At 67.2% G+C, this 25377-nt stretch carries 18 protein-coding genes; 8 read left to right on the plus strand and 10 right to left on the minus strand.

What is annotated here, in order from left to right:
• The first annotated feature begins 110 nt into the window (after positions 1-110).
• A complete protein-coding gene (gene pspF / locus EV283_RS09725) occupies positions 111-1151 on the plus strand; it encodes a phage shock protein operon transcriptional activator (RefSeq protein ID WP_130324776.1) in 1041 nt (346 codons plus the stop codon).
• A 99-nt stretch (positions 1152-1250) separates the two neighbouring features.
• Here the strand turns inward: pspF and EV283_RS09730 are convergent, their stop codons facing one another.
• The gene (locus tag EV283_RS09730; protein ID WP_130324778.1) at positions 1251-2459 is read right to left on the minus strand and encodes a cation:proton antiporter; all 1209 of its coding nucleotides are present in this window, start codon (positions 2457-2459) and stop codon (positions 1251-1253) included.
• A gap of 239 nt (positions 2460-2698) precedes the next feature.
• Between EV283_RS09730 and EV283_RS09735 the strand changes: the two genes are divergently transcribed.
• The gene (locus tag EV283_RS09735; protein ID WP_130324780.1) at positions 2699-3619 is read left to right on the plus strand and encodes a right-handed parallel beta-helix repeat-containing protein; all 921 of its coding nucleotides are present in this window, start codon (positions 2699-2701) and stop codon (positions 3617-3619) included.
• A gap of 142 nt (positions 3620-3761) precedes the next feature.
• Here EV283_RS09735 and EV283_RS09740 read toward each other — a convergent pair whose 3' ends face one another.
• Positions 3762-5405, minus strand: coding sequence for an alkaline phosphatase family protein (locus EV283_RS09740; protein WP_130324782.1), 1644 nt, complete (start codon positions 5403-5405; stop codon positions 3762-3764).
• Positions 5406-5513: 108 nt separating this feature from the next.
• Here EV283_RS09740 and EV283_RS09745 point away from each other — a divergent pair, with 108 nt between their 5' ends.
• From EV283_RS09745 to EV283_RS09760, 4 genes are all read left to right on the plus strand, one after another.
• The gene (locus tag EV283_RS09745; RefSeq protein ID WP_207223073.1) at positions 5514-7565 is read left to right on the plus strand and encodes a protein-disulfide reductase DsbD domain-containing protein; all 2052 of its coding nucleotides are present in this window, start codon (positions 5514-5516) and stop codon (positions 7563-7565) included.
• A gap of 137 nt (positions 7566-7702) precedes the next feature.
• Positions 7703-9220, plus strand: coding sequence for a circularly permuted type 2 ATP-grasp protein (locus EV283_RS09750; protein ID WP_130324786.1), 1518 nt, complete (start codon positions 7703-7705; stop codon positions 9218-9220).
• Positions 9220-10155: an alpha-E domain-containing protein gene (locus EV283_RS09755; RefSeq protein WP_056418002.1), complete on the plus strand. Its 936-nt coding sequence runs from the start codon at positions 9220-9222 to the stop codon at positions 10153-10155. The genes EV283_RS09750 and EV283_RS09755 overlap by 1 nt, the downstream gene beginning before the upstream one ends.
• The gene (locus EV283_RS09760; RefSeq protein ID WP_130324788.1) at positions 10155-10964 is read left to right on the plus strand and encodes a transglutaminase domain-containing protein; all 810 of its coding nucleotides are present in this window, start codon (positions 10155-10157) and stop codon (positions 10962-10964) included. Before EV283_RS09755 ends, EV283_RS09760 begins: the two co-directional genes overlap by 1 nt.
• A gap of 52 nt (positions 10965-11016) precedes the next feature.
• Here EV283_RS09760 and EV283_RS09765 read toward each other — a convergent pair whose 3' ends face one another.
• Both EV283_RS09765 and EV283_RS09770 read right to left on the minus strand, forming a co-directional pair.
• Positions 11017-11793: an arginyltransferase gene (locus tag EV283_RS09765; protein ID WP_130324790.1), complete on the minus strand. Its 777-nt coding sequence runs from the start codon at positions 11791-11793 to the stop codon at positions 11017-11019.
• A 130-nt stretch (positions 11794-11923) separates the two neighbouring features.
• On the minus strand, positions 11924-13183 hold the full coding sequence (locus EV283_RS09770; protein WP_130324792.1) for a threonine ammonia-lyase: 1260 nt from the start codon (positions 13181-13183) through the stop codon (positions 11924-11926).
• 239 nt (positions 13184-13422) lie between these two features.
• Here EV283_RS09770 and EV283_RS09775 point away from each other — a divergent pair, with 239 nt between their 5' ends.
• Positions 13423-15105 carry an amidohydrolase gene (locus EV283_RS09775; protein ID WP_130325108.1) on the plus strand — a complete coding sequence of 561 codons (1683 nt, stop codon included), beginning with the start codon at positions 13423-13425 and terminating at the stop codon, positions 15103-15105.
• A gap of 18 nt (positions 15106-15123) precedes the next feature.
• Here the strand turns inward: EV283_RS09775 and EV283_RS09780 are convergent, their stop codons facing one another.
• The 6 genes from EV283_RS09780 to EV283_RS09805 form a co-directional block, all read right to left on the minus strand.
• Positions 15124-16011 (minus strand): acyl-CoA thioesterase II, encoded by an 888-nt coding sequence (locus EV283_RS09780; protein ID WP_130324794.1) that lies wholly within the window; start codon positions 16009-16011, stop codon positions 15124-15126.
• 133 nt (positions 16012-16144) lie between these two features.
• A complete protein-coding gene (locus tag EV283_RS09785) occupies positions 16145-17272 on the minus strand; it encodes an acyl-CoA dehydrogenase (protein WP_130324796.1) in 1128 nt (375 codons plus the stop codon).
• Positions 17273-17363: 91 nt separating this feature from the next.
• Positions 17364-18545, minus strand: a complete 1182-nt coding sequence (locus EV283_RS09790) for an acyl-CoA dehydrogenase family protein (protein ID WP_130324798.1) — start codon at positions 18543-18545, stop codon at positions 17364-17366.
• Positions 18546-18549: 4 nt separating this feature from the next.
• Positions 18550-19854, minus strand: coding sequence for an amidase family protein (locus EV283_RS09795; protein WP_130324800.1), 1305 nt, complete (start codon positions 19852-19854; stop codon positions 18550-18552).
• Between the two features lie 37 nt (positions 19855-19891).
• A complete protein-coding gene (locus EV283_RS09800) occupies positions 19892-21922 on the minus strand; it encodes a 3-hydroxyacyl-CoA dehydrogenase NAD-binding domain-containing protein (RefSeq protein WP_130324802.1) in 2031 nt (676 codons plus the stop codon).
• Between the two features lie 106 nt (positions 21923-22028).
• On the minus strand, positions 22029-23249 hold the full coding sequence (locus EV283_RS09805; RefSeq protein ID WP_130324804.1) for a serine hydrolase domain-containing protein: 1221 nt from the start codon (positions 23247-23249) through the stop codon (positions 22029-22031).
• Between the two features lie 193 nt (positions 23250-23442).
• On the opposite strand from EV283_RS09805, the gene EV283_RS09810 reads away from it, so the two are divergent.
• Entirely contained in the window at positions 23443-25140 is a 1698-nt protein-coding gene (locus EV283_RS09810; RefSeq protein WP_130325110.1) for a class I adenylate-forming enzyme family protein, read from the plus strand.
• Positions 25141-25377: the final 237 nt, after the last annotated feature.

The raw sequence follows: 25377 nt of genomic DNA on the forward strand, positions 1-25377 counted from the left end.
TTGCGTGCCAGTTTTGAAAACGATGCAATTGCAAGGCTTTGCGCGAAAGTGCCGCCGCGCGTTCCGCCGGGAGCTTGCCAAGAGTTGGGAATTCGCGCCACATCTTCGCCATGGAGCGAACCACACAGGTCATCGGCGAGTCCGGCACGTTCATGGCGGCGCTCGAACGCGCGTCCCGCGCCGCCGCGCTCGACCGGCCGGTGCTGGTGATCGGCGAGCGCGGCACCGGCAAGGAACTGGTCGCCGAGCGTCTCCACCGGCTGTCGCCGAGGTGGGATCAGCCGCTGGTCATCATGAATTGCGCGGCGCTGCCCGAGACGCTGATCGAGGCGGAATTGTTCGGGCACGAGGCGGGCGCGTTCACCGGCGCGACCAAGGCACGGACGGGGCGGTTCGAGGAGGCGGATGGCGGCACGCTGTTCCTCGACGAACTCGGCACGCTGTCGATGGCGGCGCAGGACCGGCTGCTGCGCGCGGTCGAATATGGCGAGATCACGCGGATCGGATCGTCGCGGCCGATACGCGTCGACGTGCGGATCGTCGCCGCGACCAACGAGCACCTGCCCGACAAGGTGGACCGGCACGAGTTCCGCGCCGATCTGCTCGACCGGCTGTCGTTCGAGGTGGTGACGTTGCCGCCGCTCAGGGCGCGGGCGGGCGACGTCGTGGTGCTCGCCGAGCATTTCGGGCGGCGGATGGCGTCCGAGCTTGGGCGCGAGCGCTGGGAGGGGTTCGGCCCTGCGGCGATGGATGCGCTGGTCGCGTATCGCTGGCCGGGCAACGTCCGCGAATTGCGCAACGTCGTCGAGCGCGCGGTGTATCGCTGGGAGCAGGCGGGCCCGATCGACGCGATCGAGATCGATCCGTTCCAGTCGCCGCACCGGCCCGGGGCGGCGGCTGCGGCGAAGCCGGCGGCGGTGGTGGCGCCGCGACCGGCCGAACCGGATGACGGCGAAGATCCGGTGGTGGCCTGCGAGGAGGGGCCGTCGGACTTCAAGTCGCGCGTATCGCGGTTCGAACGCGATCTGCTCGCGCGGGCGCTGGCGGAGCATCGGTTCAACCAGCGCGCTACTGCGGACGCGCTGGGCTTGAGCTACGACCAGCTTCGCCACGCCCTGAAACGCCACGACCTGCTCAACGCGGGCGCGTAACGCCAAGCCCGTCATCCTGACGAAAGTCAGGATCCAGGGTTACGGACGCCGTCCTTCTTGGCTCTGGGTCCTGACTTTCGTCAGGATGACGGACCGGGGTTACGCGCTCTTCCGCACCAGCCCCGCCAGCTTCTTCAGCTTCGGCGCGACCATCGGCACGGTCAGCATCGTGCTCGCCAGCGCCATCAGCAGCAGCGCGGTGAACGTCTCGTTGGTGATGATCTTCTTGTCGAGCAGGATGTTGACGAAGATGATCATGATGAGCGCCTTGGTCTGGAGCAGCCAGCCGATCGCCGACGCCTCGCCCGGCCGCCACTTCAGGATGCGCCCGGCGGCATGAACCCCCGCAAGCTTGCCGCCGACCGAGGCGAGCAGCAGCAGCGCCGCCGCGCCGAACACCGCGATTCCGCCGACCGCCCACTGCGTCTTCAGGCCGGTCGACAAGAAGAAGACCGGCATCACCGCGAGCAGCACGAAGTGACGGAACTGGTCCATCCGCGCGGTCGTGAACCATTTCGCATCGAGCACCGCGCCCGACAGGAACGCGCCGACCATGAAGTGCAGTCCCGCCCAGTCCGCGGCGAATCCGCAGCCCGCAAGCCAGATCAGGCTGACATACCAACGGTCACGCTCCTCGATCTTCGCCATGAGCTTGCGCACCAGCAGCGTCGCGATCGCGAACCCGACGAGGAACCCGCCCTGTCGGCCGACCCGCTCCCAGTCGAGCAGGATCAGCGCGAGCACGCCCCAGATCGCGATGTCGTCGAGGCTCGCATAGCGCAGGATCCGCTGGCCGATCGGTTCGCGCAGGATCTCGAGCTTTTCGAGGAACAGCACGAGGATCGGCAGCGCCGTTACCGCGCAGGCCATGCCGATGCCGAGCACCACCTGCCATGTCGCACCGTCAGGCCCGCGCCAGCCAGGATAGCGCAGCATCAGCCCCGCGGCGATGCTGCCGGTCAGGAGCGGTACCGCGAGCGCGAGGCCCGCGGTCACGCCGGTCTCGCCGCGCCGCTTCCACGCTTCGCCGAGATCGAGCTCTATCCCTGCGACCCAGACGAACATCATCACCGCCCACCACGCGATGCCATTCAGCGAACCCAACGTCGCGGGTGTGAAGATCGTCGCATAATAGTCGGGATAGGCCGCGCCGAGCACGCCCGGCCCCAGCAGGATGCCGCCGAAGATCTGTACCACCACCAGCGGCGCCCAGTAATCGGTCCGCCCGAGCCGCCACACCAGATAGGGCACGGTAAAGATGATGAGTATCGCGAGGAGGAAGACCTCCGTCGGCGTCATGGCGTGCATTGCTGATCCCCCGGCACCGATCGGTTCCCCCCGCCGGCTTCGTTTCGGTCGCGGTGATATGGTGCTGCGACCGGCGCGGCAAGATGCGTGGGCGGCGATAGGCCGCTTCCCGACCGGTCTGGCAGCTGCGTCAATTCGGGACACGCCGCCAAAGCCTCGCTGGATCGGCTCGCCGAACGGCGGCGTTCCATGCGATTGAACGCGCGGCGTCGCTGGCGTCGGATGAAGAGGATGTTGGCATGAAACGATCGGTAATCGCGCTCGCGCTGTTCGCGGCACCCGCCTTTGCGCAGGCGTCGGCACCGTTCACGGTGAACGGGCAGGGGTTCGCGACGTTGCAGGAGGCGGTGTCGTCGGTCCGCATGGGCACCGCGACGATCCTGATCGCGCCCGGCACCTACCGGCAATGCGCGGTGCAGGCGGGTGGGCGCATCACCTTCAAGGCAGTCCAGCCCGGCACCGCGATCTTCGAGGGCGTCGCGTGCGAGGACAAGGCCGCGCTGGTGCTGCGCGGGCAGGGCTCGGTCGTCGATGGCCTGGTGTTCCGCGGCTACCGCGTGTCCGACGGCAACGGCGCTGGCATCCGGACCGAGATGGGCGACCTCACCGTCACCAACGCGATGTTCCTCAACAGCCAGGAAGGGATCCTGGGCGGCGAGCCGATCGGCCAGACGATCAGGATCGATCGTTCGACCTTCTCCGGGCTCGGCCAGTGCGACGAATCGCCGAGCTGCTCGCATGCCATCTATCTGGCGAACAAGGGCAGCGTGACGATCACCAATTCGCGGTTCGAGCGCGGGACGGGCGGGCATTACGTCAAGCTGCGCGTGCCGACCGTGACGATCACCGACAATAGTTTCGACGATACGGCGGGCAAGAAGACCAACTACATGATCGACCTGCCCGAAGGCGCCACCGGGCTGATCGCGCGCAACACGTTCGTGCAGGGGAAGCAGAAGGAGAACCACACCGGGCTGATCGTCGTCGCCGCAGAGGCGAAGACGTATCGCTCGACCGGGCTGCGCGTCGAGGACAATGACGCGCGGTTGTCGCCGGGGGATGCGAGCAGCCCGGCGTTCCTCGCCGATTATAGCCATGACCGGCTGGCACTGGGGGCGAACCGGTTGGAGCCTGGGTTGCGGTCGTTCGAGACGCGGTGACGCGCGGGCGGGGCTGCGCGGGGCGTCGAGGTACTGCGTCATCCTGACGAAAGTCAGGATCCAGAGCCGTAGAGGACGGCGCCTGTTACCCTGGATCCCGACTTTCGTCAGGATGACGGGCGGGGGGAGAATTAACGCCGCATCAGTTCGCGCACGTGCTCGCCGCACCCGGATCGAGATCGAGGCAGCGCCCGTCCAGCCCCGAAACGGGCAAGCCGATCGTCGCCGCCAAGGTCGGCACGATGTCGACCGTCTCGACCGACAGCGGCTGTTCGAACCCGGTCATACCCTTGCGCCAGAACAGGATCGGCACGCGGCGATCATAATCCCAAGGGCTCCCGTGCGTCTCGACATAGCCGCCCGCGGGCGACACGATCGTCGTCACGCGCGGCTTGAGCAGCACCACCATCTGGCCCGAGCGCCCCGGATAGAAGGACGCGCGCGCGCGCTCGAGCAGCGTCCAGGTCTCGGGCGGCGTCTTGGCCATCGGCGTCGCCATGATCTCGGCGGCCGAATACGCCCCCGCGATCTGTGGCAGCGCACGGTAGCGGCGCAGCGCCTCCGCCAGCACCTTGGCCTGCGTCTTCGCCGGCAGCGTATCGTCGATATAGACGTCGCCCTCGGTCCCCAGCAGCACGCTGCCCTTGAGACCCAAATCCCCGGCGATCGCGGTGCCGACCTGCTTGGCCAGCACATTCTCGTCCATATGCGCCTCCATCGGCATTGCGCGCTGCTGCTGGCGCTCGGTCGCATCGTGCGCACCGTGATCCGCGGTCAGCACGACCTCGTAATCGACGCCGGTCTCATCCATCACGGCGAAGAAATCGCCGAGCGTCTTGTCGAGCTGCGCCATCTGGATGCACATCTCGGACCCCTGCGTGCCGTAGGTGTGGCCGATATAATCGGTCGCCGATGCGCCGATGTCGATGATGTCCGTCTGCGGCCCCTTGCCGAGCTTCATGTCCTGCACCAGCGCCGCCGCCATCGCGAACACCGCCGCATCGGACGCCGGCGACACGCGGAAGCCCTTGGCGTCGCCCGCCTCGCGCTCGAACCGGCCCTGGCCGTACGTCTTGCCCGCGATCACGATCGGATGGTTCACGCCTGCGCAATAGCCGGGCAGCGGCAGTGCCTTTTGCGGCAGCGCGATCAATCCCGCGACCGCATCGCGCGTGCGCTGCACCGCCGGCGGCACTGCGCGGCCCGCATAGGAGACATAGGTCTTGCCGTCCCACCACCAGAGCTCGTCGACCTTGTGGCCGCCCATCATCACCGCCGCGCGATCCTTGCCCGCGACCGACACGGAGCGCGTCCGCGGATCGCGCGCCTTCATCATCTCGCCCAGCGTCGGCACCTTCAGGTGCATGTCGGACACGGTATAGCTGTCGTGCGTGCTGCCGGTGACGCGCTCGTCCTCCGAGCAATAGACGGTCTTGTCGGGCCGGCCGGCGCGCTGGTCGATCCAGTTGTTGGCGATGATCCCGGTATGCGCGGGCCGCATGCCGGTCAGGATCGTCGAATGGCCGGGGCACGTCTCGGTCGCGGCATGGCTCTGATACCCGCTCGGGAACACCGCGCCGTTCAGCAGCCGCGCGAAGCCGCCGGTATAATGGTTGCGATATTGCTGGAACAGGTCCGCGGCGAACTGGTCGACCGAGATCGCTACGATCAGCTTGGGCGGCGTCGTCGGCGTCGCGGCGGGGGCAGGCGCTGGGGCAGGAGCCGCCGTCTGGGCGGAGACCGAAGCGGCCGAGGTCAGCAGCAGCGCGGCGATAAGTGCTTTCACGAACAGTCCTTTACCAAGCTGACGCCAGCGATCCGGCGCGTCGCTTTGAAGTGCAATACGACAAGGTCACCGCTATGGCTTTGCGCGATGAACGAAACAAGGATGGCCATGCGCAGTTTACGTTGCGTCCTGATGACGGTCTTGCTGGCCCTGTGCGGCCTCGCGAGCGGCCCTGCGCTCGCGGAATCGCTCAACGGATCGAGCCAGCACCTGATGATGACGCTGGTCGCCGAAAGCGATCACCCGAAGGCTGGCGCACCGCTGACGATCGCACTCGCCACCACCCCCGAAAAGGGCTGGCATGGCTATTGGCGCAACCCCGGCGATGCGGGCTTTCCGGCGACGTTCGACTGGACCTTGCCAACGGGTGCGAAGGCGGGCGATCCCGAATGGCCGGTGCCGACGACGCTGCTGATCGCGGGGCTGATGAACTATGTCTACGAGGCGCCCTACGCGCCGCTCGTGACGATCCAGGTTCCGGCCGGGCTGGCAGCGGGCACGAAATTCCCGATCCGGCTGAAGACGAGCTACCTCGTCTGCTCGGCGACGATCTGCGTGCCCGAGGAAAAGGCGCTGTCGCTCGACCTGACGATCGGTGACGGCGCGCCGTCGCAGGCGGCGGCGTTCGCAGGCTGGCGGCAGGCGATCCCCAAGCCGCTCGACGCTGGCGCGACCTATGCGGCGAGCAATGGGACGATGCGCATCGCCATCCCGTTCCCGGCGGGCGCGAAGGCCGACAAGGCGTATTTCTTTCCTGTCACGACCGGTGCGATCGAGAATGGCGCCGCGCAGGCGGTCACGCGCGACGGCGACCGGCTGACGATCAGCACGAAGGTCGCGGCGAACGCCAAGGTTGGCGGCCCGATCGAAGGCGTGCTGCGGATCGGCGACGGCCAAGGGTTGGGCGTCAAGGCGACGGCTGGCGTGGTCGGCGACGCGGCCGGGACCGACGCCTCGTCCAGCGCGAATGGCGAGAGCCTCTGGCTGACCGCGCTAGTCGCGTTTGCGGGCGCGGTGCTCGGCGGGCTGATCCTCAACATCATGCCGTGCGTCTTCCCGATCCTGAGCCTCAAGGCGCTCAGCCTGGCGCGCGGCGGGGCGAGCGAGAAGGACGCGCGCGGCGAGGCGCTGGCCTATACCGCGGGCGTCGTGCTCGTCTGCCTCGGGCTGGGTGCCGCGATCCTGGCGCTGCGTGCGGGCGGCTCGGCGGTCGGCTGGGCGTTCCAGCTGCAGCATCCCGCGGCGATCGTCGTGCTGCTTCTGCTCAGCGCGGCGATCGCGTTCAATCTCGCCGGGCTGTTCGAGGTGCCGACCCCGCGCTTTGCCGGCGAGAGCGGTGCGAGCGGTGCGTTCGCGACGGGCGCGCTCGCGGCGTTCATCGCCACGCCGTGCACCGGGCCGTTCATGGGCGCGGCGCTCGGTGCGGCGCTGGTGCTGCCATGGCCGGCGGCGCTCGCCGTGTTCGGGGGGCTCGGGATCGGGTTGTCGCTGCCGTTCCTCGCGATCGGGTTCATTCCGCCGTGGCGGCGCTGGTTGCCCAAGCCCGGCGTCTGGATGGAGACGTTCCGCCACATCCTGTCGGTGCCGATGTTCCTGACCGCGATCGCGCTCGGCTGGGTGCTCGGACGGCAGACCGGGGCGGACACGCTGACGCTTGCGCTGATCGCGGTGCTGGCGGTCGGCGTGGTGCTCTGGATCGGCGGCACGCGCCAGCGCAAGGGCAAGGCATTCGGCATCGTCGCGCAGATCCTGTTGCTGGCGGTGTTCGTCGGCAGCGCGGTGCTCATCGCGCGCGCGCCGCCGGTGTCCGCCAAGGTCGCGACCGCGGGCGACGAGGCGTTTACCGAGGCCAGGCTCGCTTCGCTGCGCGCCGAGAAGCGCCCGGTGTTCGTGTACTTCACCGCCGACTGGTGCCTGACGTGCAAGGTCAACGAGAAGGCGGCGATCGACACCGCCGGGGTGCGCGACGCGTTCGCCAACCACAAGGTCGCCGCGCTCATCGGCGACTGGACCGATGGCGACCCCGTGATGGGGCGCTTCATCCAGGCGCATAACCGCGCCGGCGTGCCGCTGTACCTCTACTACGCGCCCGGTGCCGCCGAGCCGACCGTCCTGCCGCAGGTCCTGACGCCGGGCCTGCTGGAAGGGCTGGGGGCCTAAGTCTTTGCCCGCCGTCATCCCGACTTTCGTCAGGGTGACGGAAAATGCAGGATGATTGGCCGTATTCGAACCTTGTGCGGCGCAACGATGCGTTGCAGCATGGAACCGCAACGCTTGATGGGGAATTGACCGTTTCGATGGGGAAACAAGCGTTCGACGAGATCATGGGCACGCCGGGCGATACGACCGCGCGGCCCGAACTGGCGGCTCTCGGCACATGGATCGAGGATACGCCCGACGCCGAGCTGCGTCGCCGGCAAGAAGCCGCCGAGACGACGTTCCGGCAGCTCGGCATCACCTTCGCAGTCTATGGCGAGAACGAGGCGGCCGAGCGGATCATCCCGTTCGACATCGTCCCGCGCGTGTTCCTGCATGACGAGTGGACTCGGCTTTCCGAAGGATTGGTCCAGCGTGTCGAGGCGATCAACGCGTTCCTCAACGACATCTACGGTGAGCGCCGAATTCTGAAGGAGGGTATCCTTCCCGAGGATCTCGTGCTCGGCAATGCGCAGTTCCGCCCCGAGATCGCCGGCATCCGCCCGCCGCACGGGGTATGGGCGCATATCTGCGGGATCGATCTGGTCCGCACCGGTCCGGACGATTTCTTCGTGCTCGAGGACAATGCCCGCACGCCCTCCGGCGTCAGCTACATGCTGGAGAATCGCGAGGCGATGCTGCGGCTTTGCCCCGAGCTCTTCCGCGAGTTCCGCGTGGCGGCGGTCGACAGCTATCCGGACCTGCTGCTCGAAACGATGAAGTCGGTCGCGCCGCACGGGACGGGGGCGAACCCGACCTGCGTGCTGCTCACGCCTGGGCACTATAACTCGGCCTATTACGAGCACAGCTTTCTCGCCGATTCGATGGGGATCGAACTCGTCGAGGCCGCCGATCTTGTCGTGGACGACGACATCGTCTGGATGCGGACGATCGCGGGGCGGGTGAAGGTCGACGTGATCTATCGCCGGATCGACGACGATTATCTCGACCCGCTCGTATTCCGGCCCGACTCCGCGCTCGGCGTCCCCGGGCTGATCGCGGCCTATGCGGCCGGCAACGTCGCGATCATGAACGCGCCGGGCAACGGCATTGCCGACGACAAGGCGATCTACAGCTACATGCCCGACATCGTGAAGTTCTACTCGGGCGGTGAGTGCAAGCTGCGCAACGTCGAGACCTGGCGCTGCCGCGAGCCGCAGGCGCTGAAGTACGTTCTCGACAATCTCGAGGACGTCGTCGTGAAGCTCGTCGATGGTTCGGGTGGTTACGGGATGCTCGTCGGACCGACTGCGTCGAAGCTGGAGATCGAGAACTTCCGCGCCGCGCTGATCGCCGAACCTCATCGCTACATCGCGCAGCCGACGCTGGCGCTGTCGACCGTGCCGACGATGGCGGACGGCGGCCTCAGTCCGCGGCACGTCGATTTCCGGCCGTTCGTGCTGACCGGGTCGAAGGGCGTGCAGGTGGTTCCCGGCGGGCTTACCCGCGTGGCGCTGAAGGAAGGATCGCTGGTGGTCAATTCCAGCCAGGGCGGGGGCACGAAGGACAGTTTCGTGCTGATGGCCGATCAAACGCAACGGATGAGGCCCGGTGGCATGACGCAGACGATGGGCGGCATGTCGCAGAGCCTGAGCGCGCAGACTGACGGGGCCGCCTGATGCTCTCGCGTACCGCATCGTCGCTCTATTGGCTGGGTCGCTATTTCGAGCGCGCGGATTTCATCGCGCGGCTGGTCGAGGCGACCGTCCGTCTGGACGTGCTGTCCTCGCAACCCGCGGGGGAGGCGGCGTGGGCGTCTGCGCTCGCTGTTACCGAGACGGAGGAGCCGTTCGCGACGCTGGGCGGCAATCTCAGCCAGACCGAGGTCGTCCGCTTCCTGACGCTCGATTCGAGCCACCCCGGCTCGATCGTCCGCTGCGTCGACATGGCGCGCAACAACGCCAAGGCGGTGCGTACCGCGCTGACCCGCGAGGCGTGGACCGCGATCAATCGTGCGTGGCTGCTGTTCGAGAACCGGACGACGCCGCGCAGCACGACGGACCAGATGAACTTGGTCGAGGCGGTGAAGACCGAAACGCGCGGGTTCGAGGGTGCGGTGCACCGGATGCTGCGCAACCAGACGACCTGGTTCATTCGGCTTGGCCAGTCGGTCGAGCGCGCGGACAACACCGCAAGGCTGCTCGACGTCAAATATCATATCCTGCTGCCCGAGGGCGAACGGCTCGGCGGGGCGATCGACCGCGACCAGTGGACGACGATCCTGCAGACCGTGTCCGCGGTGACAGCCTATCGCTGGCTGTATAATGACGGGCTGCGTCCCGCCGACGTGATCGACCTGTTGCTGGCGCGCGCGGAGCTGCCGCGCAGCCTCGCGGCGTCGGTCGAGGAGACGGTCGACGTTCTCAACCTGCTCGCGAAACGCACGGGCAACCACGGGGAGGCGGACAGGATGGCACGGATGCGGGCAAGCCGGATGACCAAGACTCGGTCGGGTGAGGTCATCGCCTCCGGCTTGCACCAGTATCTGCAGGCCTTCATCGCCGAGAACGCGCTGCTCCACGGCGCGATCGGCCGTCAGTTCAAGTTCCAATAATGCGGCTGTCGATCGATCATCACACGATCTACCGCTTTACCCAGCCGCAGGGCCGGCTGGTGCAGATGCTCCGGCTGACTCCGGAAAACTCGCATGACCAGACGGTGGCGTCGTGGCGGATCGACGTGGATTGCGACGCGCGGTTGCGGCCGGGCCGTGACGGTTTCGGCAACGCCGTGACGATGCTCTACGCCGAAGGACCGGTCGACGGGATCGAGATCACGGTCAAGGGCGAGGTGCTGACCAGTCACTCGGACGGCGTCCTGCACGGCGTCCATGAGACCTTGCCGCCGGCGCTGTTCCTCCGCGGGACCGAGGCTACCACGTACGACGCCGACATCGCTGCGTTCGCGGCCGATTCCGCGGCGGGCGCACGCGATCGGATCGGCGCGTTGCACCGGCTCAATCGGGCGCTCCACGACCGCTTCGTGTTCGATGCGGGGCGGCCGGAGCCTGGGCTGCCGGCCGCGGCGGCGTTTCGCAAGGACAGCGCGACGCCGCGTGACATGGCGCAGATGTTCGCGGTCGCGGCACGATCGCTCGGCGCGCCGGCGCGCTATGTGTCGGGCTATCATCACAACGACGCCGCGGTCGTGCATCTGCCGACGCCGCATGGCTGGGCGGAGGCCTATGTCGACGGTCTGGGTTGGGTCGGGTTCGATCCCTGCACCGGCATGTCGCCCGAGGAGCATTATGTGCGCGTAGCCATGGCGCTCGATGCGGCCGGCGCGGCGCCGGTTGCCGGGTCGCGCCTTGGCGAAGGTGGCGAGGAACTCGACGTCGACGTCGTCGTCCAGCGCGAGGATTGAGCGCGCAAGAGGAAGGGGCCAGGGTCCCCCTTCCTGAGGAACGGGGCGCTGGTTAGGCGACCACGCCAACGCGCGCCGGCGGCGTGACCAGATCGGCATCCTGCAAACGCCGCCAGCCCGCTGGCCCAAGCACCTCGAGCGGCCGGTACCGCGTCTTATATTCCATGCGCGGCGAGCCCTTCACCCAATAGCCCAGATAGACATAGGGCAGCCCGGCATCGCGTGCGCGCAGGATATGGTCAAGGATGATGAAATTGCCGAGCCCCGTCCGGCTCTCGTCGTCGGCGGCGAAGAAGCTGTAGACCATCGACAGTCCGTCTGCCTGACGATCGGTAAGGCATGCGCCGATCAATCGCCCCTGTGCGCCGTTCTCGCCGGGCTCGCGATATTCGACGATCAGCGAGTTGACCGGCGAATGCTCGATCATGTCCGCGTAATCGTCTTCGTCCATGCCGGCCATGCCGCCGCCCGGATGGCGGGTGCCGAGATAGCGGCGGAGCAGCTGGAACTGCTCGTCGGTCGCCCAGGGCTTGCACGCGGTGACCTCGATATCGCCGTGCCGCCGCAGCAGCTTGCGCTGCGTCGCGTTCGGAACGAACTCGCCCGAGACGATGCGGACCGACACGCAGGCGGTGCACCCCGAGCAGGACGGGCGATACGCCACGCCTTGGCTGCGGCGGAAGCCGATCCGCCCGAGTGCATCGTTCAGCTCGCCGGCATGCGGCCCGGTCAGCTCGGTGAACACCTTGCGTTCCTGCCGGCCCGGCAGATACGGGCACGGTGACGGGCTCGTGACGAAGAAGCGCGGAAAACGAAAGGGCGCAGTCACCGAAGCCGATGTCCTTCAGACAGACGCGAGAATCCGCGGATCACGCTCTATGCGCGCGTCCGGCAAAGCTGAAAAGCGGGTTTACCACGATTATGAGTTAACGGGGTAAACCGCTTTAACAGCGTCGCAATTACGCCAGTTCGACGGTCGAGGTCTCATAGCCGCTCGCGCGCAACGCACCCACCAGCCGATCGAGATGCGCGCGATCGCGGGTTTCGCACTCGATGTCGGTGATGAGGCCCTTTGCCGGCAGCGTCGTGAAGACGCGCTGGTGGTAGATCTCGATGATGTTGACGCGTTCCTGATCGAAGATCCGTGCGACGTGGAACAGCGCGCCGGGCTTGTCCTGCAACCGGATGCGCAGCCGTGCGAGCCGCCCCGACCGCGCGAGGTCGCGCAGCAGCACGTTGGCGAGCAGGCGCGTGTCGATATTGCCGCCGCACAGCACGATGCCGACGGTCCGGCCCGCAAACCGTCCGGGATGCGACAGCAGCGCGGCAAGCCCGGCGGCGCCGGCGCCCTCGACCACGGTCTTCTCGATCTGGAGCAGCAGGCTGACCGATTCCTCCAGGCTCCGCTCGCTCACCAGTACGATCTCGTCGACCAGTTCGGCGACCATCTTCGAGGTGATCGCGCCCGGTTCCTTGACCGCGATGCCCTCCGCCAGCGTATCGCCCGCGCACGGCATGTCGGTGCCGTTGATGCGGTTGAACATCGACGGGAACAGTTCGGCCTGCACGCCGACGATCTCGATCGGGTGGCCACCGGGCGCGCGGCTGGCAGCGTGCGCGACCGTCGACATGCCCGAGATCAGGCCGCCGCCGCCGATCGGGATGACGAGCGTGTCGATCTCCGGCACGTCCTCGAGCATCTCGACCGCCACGGTGCCCTGGCCGGCGATCACGCGCGGATCGTCGAACGGATGGACGAAGGTAAAGCCGCACTCGCCTTCGAGGATGCGCGCATGCGCATAGGCCGCGTCGAACGTCTCGCCGTGGAGCACAACGTTGGCACCGTGGCCCTCGGTCTGCATCACCTTCACGGTCGGCGTGTTGACCGGCATCACGATCGTCGCCGGGATGCCGAGCCGGTTGGCGTGATAGGCGAGGCCCTGCGCGTGATTGCCCGCGGACGCGGCGATGACGCCCTTCGCGCAAGCCTCGGGCGACAGCTGCAACAGCGTGTTGAGCGCGCCGCGCTCCTTGTACGCCGCGGTGAACTGAAGATTCTCGAACTTCAGATACACCGTCGCGCCGGTCATCTGGCTCAGCGTCTTGCTGATCAGCGTGGGCGTGCGGACGATCGAGGCGCGGATCCGGTCGTGCGCGACACGGACATCGTCGATCGAGACGGGGAGGGTGGGTGCCGCTACGGCAGCGTGGGTAGCCATGTCCGACCCGCTAGACCATCTGGCGCAAGGGGGGAACACCGCTTATGCGCGGGACCAATGGCAAAACCGGTTTTCGACACAGCGCGCGTACAGCATACCTTGCGGGCGACGTCGTCGGTGCGGTCCGCGCGTTCCGCGTGCGTATCGTGGGGCGCGAATGCCAAGGCTTTGGTATCGGGCGTAAAGTCCCGGGAATATCACCGGCCGACCAGTGATCATGCGTGGAGAGTGGCGAAGTGATGCGTTTTCTTGTGTCTGCGGCGGTCGTCGCGCTCGCCACGTCCCCGGCCATGGCCGACGGTATCGTCGATAACGTCAACGGTATCACGGTCGCGGACGGCGGCCGGGTGATCCATTTCAAGGCGATCCTGATCGACAAGGACGGCCGGGTCACGCGACTCGTTCCCCCAGGCGAGGAGGCGCCGAAGCTCAGCCGCAAGGAATTGAAGAAGAACGCGGGCAAGCCGCTCTATGACTGGCGGATCGACATGGGCGGGAAGACCGTGCTGCCCGGCTTCGTCGATGCGCACGGGCATGTGATCGAGATGGGCTTCGGCGCGCTGTCGCTCGACCTGTCGATGACCAAGTCGCTCGACGAGGCCAAGTCGCGCATCGCCGCGTACATCGCCGGCAATCCCGATCGCAAATGGGTGATCGGGCGCGGCTGGAACCAGGAGGCTTGGGGGCTGGGTCGCTTCCCGACCGCGGCGGATCTCAACTCGGTCTCGGGCGGGCACCCGATCTGGCTGTCGCGCGCCGATGGCCATGCCGGCTGGGCGAACCGCGAAGCGATGCGCGAGGCCGGGGTCACCGCGTCGACTGTCTCGCCGGCGGGCGGACGGATCGAGAAGACCGGCGGCGCGCCCGCGGGCGTGTTCGTCGATGGCGCACAGGCATTGATCGAGAAGGTCGTGCCGCAGCCGCTGCCCAAGGAGCGCGATGCCGCGTTCCTGACCGCGCAGAGCATCCTGCTGCGCTACGGCGTTACCGCGGTGGCGGACATGGGCACGACGCTCGACGACTGGCTCACCTATCGGCGGATGGCGGATATCGGCGGGCTTCGCGTCCGCATCATGAGCTATGCGATGGGCGTCGAGACCGCGAGCCGGATCGGCGGCAAGGGGCCGACGCCGTGGCTCTACAATGATCGCCTGCGGATGGGGGGCGTGAAGCTCTATGCCGACGGTGCGCTCGGATCGCGTGGCGCATGGTTGCTCAAGCCCTATGCCGACGCGCCCGGCCAGTCGGGTCTCGGCTTCCTCACCGACGACCAGCTCCAGAACCAGATGAGCCGGGCGGCGATGGACGGCTATCAGGTCGCGGTCCACGCGATCGGCGACAAGGCCAACCAGATGGTGCTCGACGCGATCCAGGTGGAGAGCGAGACCTATACCGGCGATCGGCGCTGGCGGATCGAGCATGCGCAGGTGGTCGATCCGATCGACCTGCCGCGATTCGGCAAATTCGGCACGATCGCCTCGATGCAGCCGACGCACGCGACCAGCGACCGGACGATGGCGGAGGCAAGGCTCGGCCCGAACCGGCTGGCGGGCGCCTATGCCTGGAAATCGATGCTGACCAATGGCGCCAAGCTCGCCTTCGGCACCGACTTCCCGGTCGAGAAGCCCGATCCGTTCGCGACCTGGGCCGCGGCGTTCACGCGTGCGGATGCCGACGGCCAGCCACAGGGCGGGTGGCAGCCGCAGGAAATCATCACGCGCGAACAGGCGTGGTGGGCGATGACGGGGGCTGCGGCCTATGCCGGGTTCGCCGAGAAGCAGTTTGGCGCGCTTGCCCCCGGCCAGCGTGCGGATTTCATCATCGTCGACCGGGATCCGACGACGGCCTCGCCGACCGACTTGCGCGCGACCGTGGTGCAGGAAACGTGGATCGGCGGCGAGAAGGTGTGGGTGCGCAAGTAATCGCGACCCCGCGTGGGGTTACTGGCGCATCCGGATCAGGCCCTCCTGCGCGACGCTAGCGACGAGGCGGCCGTCTCTCGCGTAGATCTTGCCGCGGTTGAAGCCGCGCGCATGGCCCGACCATGGGCTGTCGCAGGCGTAGAGCAGCCAGTCGTCGGCGCGGAAATCCTCGTGCAGCCATAGCGAATGGTCGAGGCTTGCGGTCTGCAGCCCCGGCGTAATCCAGTTCTTGCCGTGCGGCAGCAGCGCGGTGCCGAGCAGCGCCATGTCGGACGCGTATGCCAGAATCGCACGGTGCATCGCCGGATCGTCGCCGATGGGGGCGCAGAGCCGGAACCAGTTGGCGTAGTGCGGTTCCTGCGGTGCAGGATCGATCCAGCTGCGCGGGTTGACCGGACGGACCTCGATCGGCCGCCAGCGCAGCATGTGCGCGCGAAACTTTTCGGGGATGCCGTCGATATTCTCGAGCCGCAGGTCGCGGTCGGAGCGCAAGGTTTCGGGCGCGGGCACGTCGGGCATTGCGTGCTGATGGTGCAGGCCCTCTTCGGGCATCTGGAACGACGCCGCCATGTTGAGGATCGGCTGCCCCTTCTGCATCGCGATCACACGGCGCGTCGCGAAGCTGCGACCCTCGAAATCGCGGACGACGCGGAAGACGATCGGATAGTCCTCGTTGCCGGGGCGCATGAAATAGGCGTGCAGCGAGTGCGCCGCCTTGGGGCCTTCGGTCGAGCGTTGCGCGGCCTGGAGCGCCTGCGCGATGACCTGCCCGCCAAAGACTCGCCCGACGCCGCCGGGCTGCCGCTTGCCGACATAGAGATCGGTGTCGACCTCCTCGATCTCGAGCAGGTCGACGAGACCCTGGGCGAGCGCTTCGGGTGTTACTTCGGCAGTTTCGGCAGGCATCTGACCTCCTTGTTCACCCGCGAAGGCGAGCGCTGGGTTGCGCATGCCCCGCATGCGCAAGGATCGTCCGGCGGACGATCCAACCCAGCGCTCCCAGTTTGGGCCCCCGCCTTCGCGGGGGTACAGCTTTGGGTCAATAGCCGGCGGCGAGCGCCAGTCGATCGGCATGGAAGTTGGCATCCCCGAACATCTCGGCGAGCACCCGCGCGCGCTTCATGTAGAAGCCGATGTCGTATTCGTCGGTCATCCCGATCCCGCCGTGCATCTGCACGCCCTCCTGGACGCTGAGCGTGGTTGCCAGCGCGGTCATCGCCTTGGCCACCGATACCGCCTCGTCGGCGCGGTCGCTGCCCTGGTCGAGCAGTTGCTGCGCCTTGAGGACGGCGGCGCGCGCGACCTCCATCTCCGAATAGAGATGTGCGGCGCGGTGCTGGAGCGCCTGGAAGCTGCCGATCAGCGTCCCGAACTGCTTGCGTTGCTTCATGTAGCCGACCGTCATGTCCATCGCCCCGCCGCCGACGCCGAGCAGTTCTGCCGACGCGCCGGTGCGGCCCGCGCGGAGCAGGCGGTCGAGCGGCGTGCGGCCGGCATCGACTTCACCGATCACCGCATCCGCGTCGACCTCGACGCCGTCGAACTCGAGGCGCGCCGCAAGGCTGGCGTCGGCGAGGCGCTCGGCGTGTGCTGACAGCCCGGCTGAGTCCTTCGGAACGGCGAACAAGGTGATGCCGTCTTTATCGTCATCCGATCCCGCGGTGCGTGCCGCGACGATGACCAAGTCGGCGGAGTGGCCGTGCGTGACGAATCTTTTCTCGCCGGTCAGCCGGAACCCGTTGCCCGACCGTTCGGCCTTCATAGCGACGGTATCGCGGTGCTTGGCGCGCTCGTCGATCGCCAGCGCGGCGACGGTCTCGCCGGCGATGATCCCCGGGAACCAGCGTTCGGCCTGGCCCGTGCCCTTGAGCGCCTCGACCGCCGCGACCGCGGTGGACAGGAACGGGGAGGGGGACAGGTTGCGCCCGATCTCCTCCAGCACCACGCCCGCCTCGACATGGCCGAGCCCGAGGCCGCCCTGATCCTCGCCGATCAGGATGCCGGTAAAGCCCATTTCCGCGAACTGCTTCCACAGATCGCGCGAGAAGCCGGTTGTGTCGTCGGCGTCACGCAAAGCCCGCATATGGCTGACCGGCGCATGCTCCGCGACGAAATCGCGGATCGTGTCCTGCAGGGCGGTCTGGTCGTCGTCTAGGTAGAGTGGCATTCTGGTTCCCCCGCGGAGGCGGGGGCCCAGGAGCCCCACGCGCAGCGTTCGTGATACTGGGCTCCCGCCTTCGCGGGAGAACGGTCAAAGGTCAGGCGGGCAGTTCGAGGATTCGCTTGGCGATGATGTTGAGCTGGATCTCGCTCGTTCCGCCCTCGATCGAGTTCGCCTTGGTCCGCAGCCACGACCGGGGGATAGCCCCGCCGCGTGAGCGGTCGCTGTCCCATTCGAGCGCATCCGAACCGCCCGCCGCCATCATCAGTTCGTACCGCGACTTGTTCAGCTCTGTGCCGTAATATTTCATCATGCTCGGCTGTGCGGGGTGCGCCCTGCCGGCCTTGAGTTCGTCGATAAAACGCTCGGACATCGCCCCGAATGCCTTCGCGCGCACCTCGAACAGCGCGATCGACGCGCGCAGCAGCGGATCCGTGAGCCGGCCGTCATGCCCGAGCCCGACGGTGGCGATCGCCCCGTCGATCAGCGGATTACCGCCGCTCGACGCGAGGCCCATGCCGGAGATCATCTCGCGCTCATGGCCGAGCAGATATTTCGCGACGTCCCAGCCCTTGTTCTCGTCGTACACGCGGTTGATCTTGGGCACCTCGACATTGTCGAAGAACGTCTCGCAGAACGGCGAATTGCCGCTGATCAGCAGGATCGGCTTGGTCGACACGCCGGGCGAGGCCATGTCGAACAGCACGAAGCTGATCCCGCCCTGCTTGCTCGTCTTGTCGGTGCGGACGAGGCAGAAGATCCAGTCGGCCTTGTCGGCGTAGCTGGTCCACACCTTCTGCCCGTTGACGAGATAATGGTCGCCCTTGTCCTCCGCCGATGTTGCGAGCCCCGCAAGGTCGGAGCCCGCATTCGGCTCGGAATAGCCCTGGCACCAGCGGATCTCGCCACGCGCGATCTTGGTCAGGTGATCGAGCTTCTGCTCCTCGGTGCCATATTTCAGCAGCGCCGGCCCGAGCATCGAGATACCGAACGAGTTGAGCGGGTTGCGCGCCTTTATTGCCGCCATCTCTTCGCGCAGGATCTTGGTCTCGGCCGGTGATAGCCCGCCGCCGCCATAGGCCTTGGGCCAGTCGGGCACGGTCCAGCCCTTGGCGGCCATCTTGTCGAGCCACTCCTTTTGCGCCGGACTCGATGGCGTGAACTGGCGTCCGCCCCAGCAGACATCGTCCTCCGAGCGTACAGGCTTGCGCATCTCGGGCGGGCAGTTTTCCGCGAGCCAGGCGCGGGTTTCGGACCGGAAAGTGTCGAGGTCGGACATCGGATCAGCTCCTGCTTGATCGGTGGGCGAGCGCGGCGACGGCGATCGCGTCGTGGTCGCGGTAACGGTTGGTGATGACTTGCACGCCGATCGGGAGGCCGCGCGGGTCGGTCCCGACGGGCACGCTGGTCGCGGGCAGATTGGGGAAGGTGGCGAGACCCGCCCAGGCGAACTGGACGCCGAACGGGGTATCCTCGCCGTCGATCGACAGCGTGCGTCGCGCGACGTTGCGCTCCGCAATATGCGCGAAGGCGTTCACGCCGCTGGCGGGCGCGACCACCGCGTCGACCTGCTCGAACAGCGCGCTCCAGGCGCGTTGCAGCCGCGCCTGCGAATCCAGCAGGTCGAACCAGTGCGACAGCGTCGCGACCTTGCCGTCACGCGCCGGGCCGCCGCGCGTCATCGCGATGCCGAGCATCCGCATATAGTCCGCATGTTGCGCCGCCAGGTCGATCGGTGGCGCGGCGTGCGAAATGATGGCACCTGCGCGGCCCAGCGCCTCACCGACACGCTCTATCGCGGACACGATCGACGAATCCACGCGCGCCGCCGGATGCGCGGTCAGCAGCAGGATCCGCGGCCGGGCTACGTCGACGCTTGGGCGGGGCAGCGGCAGGTCGGCGAGGATGTCGAGTGCGACGGCCAGATCCTCGGGATTGCGCGCGAGCGGGCCGATCACGCCCAGGACGGCGCTTGCCCCGTCGGTACCGGGGACACGGTGGCCGATGTCGGACAGCATGCCGTAGGTCGGCTTGTGCCCCCAGACGCCGCAGAACGCGGCGGGTACGCGGATCGAGCCGCCGATGTCGGAGCCGAGCTCGAGCGGCACCATGCCCGAGGCGAGCGCGGCCGCGCCGCCGCCCGACGATCCGCCGGGGGTGAGAGTAGTATCGAGCGGATGGTTGGTGCGGCCATAGATCGGATTGTCCGCCTGCCAGTCGCTCAACCGCACCGGCACGTTGGTCTTGCCCAGAATCACCGCGCCCGCCGCTTTCAGCCGCGTGACCGCCACCGCATCCCGGTCGACGATGTTGTTGCGGTGGACCCCGACGCCCCAGCTGGTCGGCAGGCCGGCGACGTCGAACGACTCCTTGACGGTCATCGGCACGCCGAACAGCGGCCGATCGTCAGGACCTTCCGCGTCGAGCGTGCGTGCGGCCTCCCGCGCCCGGGCGAAATCGCGGACGACGACGGCGTTAATCGCACCATCGCGTGCCTCGATCCGCGCGATCGCCGCCTCGCACTCGGCGAGCGCGGTCGTCTCGCCCGCACGGATCGCCGCCGCGGTCTGGAGCGCGGAGCGGTCCATCAGCGTGGGATCCTCGGGACGAGGCGGCCGCGCGCGATCACTTCAGGCGACCGCCCGAGGTGGCTGCGTCCTTCAGCGACGCGGCGACCGGGAAGCCGTATTTCTCCAGCCCCGCGACGACCTTCGCCAGCCCCTCGGACTGCGCCCAAAACATCGGGCCGCCGCGATAGACCGGCCAGCCGTATCCGTAGATCCAGACCACATCGACGTCGGACGCGCGCTGCGCCTTGCCCTCTTCGAGGATCAGCGCGCCTTCGTTGACCATCGTGTAGAGCGTGCGGACGACGATCTCCTCGTCGCTGATCTCTCGCGGGGTGACACCCGACTTGGCGCGGAAATCGTCGATGATTTCCGTCACGCGGGGGGAATTCGCCGGCGTGCGCTTCTCGTCATAATCGTAGAAGCCGGCCTTGGTCTTCTGGCCCCAGCGGTTTTCCGCGGCGAGGGCGTCGCGGATGTTCTCGATCCGGCTCGGGTCGCGGTGCCAGCCGATGTCGACGCCGGCGAGGTCGCTCATCTGGAACGGGCCCATCGGCATGCCGAACGCGACATGGACCTTGTCGATCTGCTCGGGGCTCGCGCCTTCGAGCAACAGCTTGGTCGCCTCGACCTGGCGCGGCATCAGCATGCGGTTGCCGATGAAACCGTAGGTGACGCCCGCGACGACGGCGACCTTCTTGATCTTCTTGGCCAGCGCCATGACGGTCGCGAGAACGTCGTCCGCGGTCTTGTCGCCGCGCACGACCTCGAGCAGCTTCATCACGTTGGCGGGCGAGAAGAAGTGCATGCCGACGACGTCCTCGGGACGCTTGGTGCAGGCTGCGATCTCGTCGATGTTGAGGTACGAGGTGTTCGAGGCGAGGATCGCACCGGGCTTGGCGATCGCGTCGAGGCGCGTGAAGATGTCCTTCTTCACCTCCATCGTCTCGTACACCGCCTCGATGATCAGGTCGCATTCCGCGAGATCGGCGAAGTCGAGCGTCGGCTTCAGCGCGCCCATCGCCTGCTCGACCTGTTCGGGCTTCATCCGGCCCTTGGCGGCGGTCGCCTCGTAATTCTTGCGGACGACGCCGGTGCCGCGGTCGAGCGCGTCCTGCTGCATCTCGACAATCGTGACGGGGATGCCCGCGGACAGGAAGTTCATCGAGATGCCGCCGCCCATCGTGCCTGCGCCGATCACGCCGACGCGTTTGATCTCGCGCAGCTTGGTGTCGGCGGGGACGTCGTCGATCTTGGCGGCCTGGCGTTCGGCGAAGAAGATGTGGCGTTGCGCGGCGGACTGGACGCCCATCATGAGCTTCATGAATTGTTCGCGCTCGAACGCGATACCCTCGGCGAAACTGGAGCCATCGGCGGCCTTCTCGACGCAGGCGATGTTGGCGGCGGGCGCGTCGAAGTTGCGGAAGCGGCGGGCGTTCTCCGTCTTGAACGCGGCGACCGCGTCGGGATCGGCCTGCACGGTCTTCTCGGAGGCGCGGGGCAGGGGGCGCTTGGTTGCGATCTCGCGCGCGAAGGCGATGGCGTCGGCCTCAAGCGAGTCCTCGCCGACGATCTTGTCGATCAGCCCGGCGTCGAGCGCCTTCTTCGCCGAGATCGGATCGCCCTTGGCGGTCATCTCGAGCGCGAGCTTCACGCCGGCGATGCGCGGGATGCGCTGCGTGCCGCCCGCGCCGGGGAGCAGGCCGAGCTTCACCTCGGGCGTGCCGATCTTCGCCGAGGGGACGGCGACGCGGTAATGGCAGCCGAGCGTGACCTCGCACCCGCCGCCCAGCGCGGTGCCGTGGATCGCCGCAACGACCGGCTTCGAGGACGCCTCGATCATGTCGACCACGGTCGGAAGGCCGGGCTCGACCATTTCCTTGCCGAACTCGGTGATGTCGGCGCCCGCGAAGAAGGTGCGGCCGTCGCAGCGGATGACCATCGCGGCAATGCTGTCGTCGGCGACGCCTTCCTTGATCGCGGCTTCGAGGCCCTGGCGGACCGCGGCACCGAGCGCGTTGACCGGGGGGTTGTTCGAGATGATCACGAGGACGTCGTCATGGCGTTCGGTGCGGATCGGGCTGGTCATATAATCTCCTGCGGTTTGAACGTCATGCCAGCGAAAGCTGGTATCTCCTCGTAACGGGGAGACCCCAGCGTTCGCTGGGGTGACGGAAAATTTCGACGTCGGTGGATCAGGTCATCGCGGCGTAGATCATCGTCTTCAGCTCGCGGCGGATTGGGTAGAGGCTGCTCGGCGAGAGCTGCGTCATGAACACCATCGATACGCGCTCGACCAGGTCGACGAAGAACGCGGTCGAGAACATCCCGCCCCAGTAATATTCGCCGCTCGACCCCGGCACCATCGTCTTGGCGACGTCGTCGGTGATCGCGAAGCCGAGACCGAACCCGGTGCCCGCGTTCGACGCCTCGCTGAACAGCGATTTCGACATCGTCGCGAGATCGGATTTTCCGGGCAAATGGTTCTGCGTCATCAGGTCGAGCGTCTTGCGGCCGAGGATGCGCGCGCCGTCGAGTTCGCCGCCGTTCAGCAGCATGGTGTTGAACCGGTGGTAATCGAGCGCGGTCGAGACGAGGCCGCCACCGCCCGAGACGAGCTTCGGCATCCGGCTCCACGCGCTGTCCGCGCCGCGATCATACATCACGCGGCCCTTGCCGGGGATGAGCGTGTAGCAATCGGTGAGGCGGTCGATCTTGCCCTTGGGGACCTGGAAGAACGTGTCCTTCATCTTGAGCGGGGCGAAGATGCGCGTCTTGAAGAACTGGTCGAGCGGCAGCCCCGACACGCGCTGGACGACCGCGCCGAGCACGTCGGTCGCGACCGAATAATTCCACGCGGTACCGGGCGAGAATTCGAGTGGGATCTGCGCCAGCGCGGCGACGAAGCCGTCGAGATCATGGCCGCCGTGCCAGTTCTCGATCTTGCCCTCGCGGTAAGCGGCGTCGATGTTCGACCGATTCTGGAAGCTGTAGGTAAGCCCTGCGGTGTGGCGGAGAAGGTCGATCATCCGCATCGGCTCGGCGGTCGGCTTGGTGACGAACGGGACGCCCGCGCCGCCGCCATTATAGACGCCGATATCCTTGAACTCGGGCAGGACGTGATGGACCGGCGTATCGACCGCGACGAGGCTTTGTTCGACGAGCATCATGAACGCGACCGAGGTGATCGGCTTGGTCATCGACGCGATCCGGAACAGCGATCCCTCGTCGACCGTCTTGCCGTCTTCGCGGGCGGCGCCGGCATGCGAGAAGTGCACCACCTCGCCGTCGCGCGCGATCAGCAGCTGTGCGTTGGGGAGCTTGCCCGAATCGAGATAGCGGGTCTGGAGCAGCGCATCGATCGCGGCCAGCCGGCTCGCGTCGAAGCCATGTGCCGAGGGCTTGGCGATTTTCATGATTCGATCATCCCCGTCACGGCTCGCTCCATACCCCTAGTTCGAACTTAATGTCTCTATTGCCTTGAGCGAAGCAGGAATCAACTATAACCTGTCTTCGAACAGGCGATAAGCCAAACCCGAAATTCAACTCTGGAGTCAACCGGTCTTGGCAAGCGAACCGATCATCGCACGCGATCCCTCCTGGCCGGCGATGTCGCTCGCCGATGCCGAGCGACTGCTGACCGCACCCGGCGCGAAGTTCGAGATGGCGACACTGGCGATCGACGGCATCGAGACGCGGATCTGGAAGAACGCGCCGCCGTCTCTGCGCTGGCTCGCCGAGGCGGCGCGTGCGCATGGCGAGCGGGTGTTCACGGCGTATGAGGACGAGCGCGTCACGTACGAGGCGAATTTTCGCGCGATCGCGGTGCTGGCGCACCGGTTGCGCGACATGGGGATCGGCGCTGGCGACCGCGTGGCGCTGGCGATGCGCAATCTGCCCGAATGGCCGGTGGCGTTCTTCGCTGGCGCGAGCATCGGTGCGATCATGGTGCCGCTGAACGCGTGGTGGACCGGTGCCGAGATGGAATATGGCCTGGCCGATTCGGGCGCGCGCGTGCTGATCACTGACGACGAGCGGCATCATCGGCTGGAGGCGGCATACGCGACGCTGCCCGCGCTGGAGCATGTGTTCGTCGCGCGGGCGGCGGAACCGCTGACGGGGATCGTCACGCGGCTGGAGAACGTGATCGGCACGCCGCACGACTGGGCGGCGTTGCCCGATATCGGCCTGCCCGAGGCGACGATCGCGCCTGACGACGATGCGACGATCTTCTATACCAGCGGCACGACCGGCGCACCCAAGGGCGCGCTCGGCACGCACCGCAACATGATGTCGAACATCCTGTCGGGCGGCTATTCGTCGGCGCGGTCGTTCCTGCGGCGTGGCGAGGCGCCGCCTGAGCCGACGCCGCGCGTGACGCTGACGGTGATCCCGCTGTTCCACGTCACCGCGTGCTCGGCGGGGATGATGGGGGTGATCGCGACGGGCAGCACGATGATCTTCATGCGCAAATGGGACACGATCCGCGCGATGGAGATCATCGAGCGCGAGAAGGTCAACATCACCGGCGGCGTGCCGACGATCGCGTGGCAGCTGCTCGAACATCCCGATCGCGACAAATACGACTTCTCGTCGCTCGAATCGATCGCCTATGGCGGCGCGCCCGCGGCACCCGAGCTGGTGAAGCGCATATATGCCGAGTTCGGCGCGATGCCCGGCAATGGCTGGGGCATGACCGAGACGATGGCGACCGTCACGCATCACGGTGCCGAGGAATATCTCAACCGCCCGACCAGCGCGGGGCCACCCGTCGCCGTTGCCGACCTCAAGATCGTCGCCGACGACGGCGTGACCGAGCTGCCGGTGGGCGAGATCGGCGAACTCTGGGCGCGCGGCCCGATGATCGTGAAGGGGTATTGGAACAAGCCCGAGGCGACCGCTGCGACGTTCGTCGACGGCTGGGTGCGCACCGGCGATCTCGCGCGGCTCGACGAGGAGGGGTTCTGCTACATCGTCGACCGCGCCAAGGACATGATCATCCGCGGCGGCGAGAACATCTATTCGAGCGAGGTCGAGAACGTCCTGTACGCGCACCCGGCGGTGACCGATGCGGCGCTGATCGGCATCCCGCACCGGATCCTGGGCGAGGAGCCCGCGGCGGTGGTGCACCTCGCGCCGGGCGCCGTGACGACCGAGGCGGAATTGCAGGGCTGGGTGCGGCAGCATCTGGCGGCGTTCAAGACGCCGGTCGCGGTGCGGTTCGTGCACGAGACGCTGCCGAGGAACGCGAACGGCAAGATCCTCAAGAAGGACCTGCAGGGGCTGTTCGCGGATCGGGTGGCGTGACGGCGTAGGCCTCGGCGATCACGACTTCCGCGTCATCCTGACGAAAGTCAGGATCCAGGGTACCGTAGGGCATCCTTTGCGGCTCTGGATCCTGACGTTCGTCAGGATGACGGGGGCGAAATAGATTATGCGTGCGGCTCTCGTCCGGCTTGAATGCCGACCGCGATTACGGGATGGGGTGGCAAAGGAATTGCCATGACGGACGAGGGACTTCGCCAGGAACCAAGCCAGCCGCTG

This window comes from Sphingomonas sp. BK036, from assembly GCF_004216825.1.
In the GTDB taxonomy this organism is placed as follows: domain Bacteria; phylum Pseudomonadota; class Alphaproteobacteria; order Sphingomonadales; family Sphingomonadaceae; genus Sphingomonas.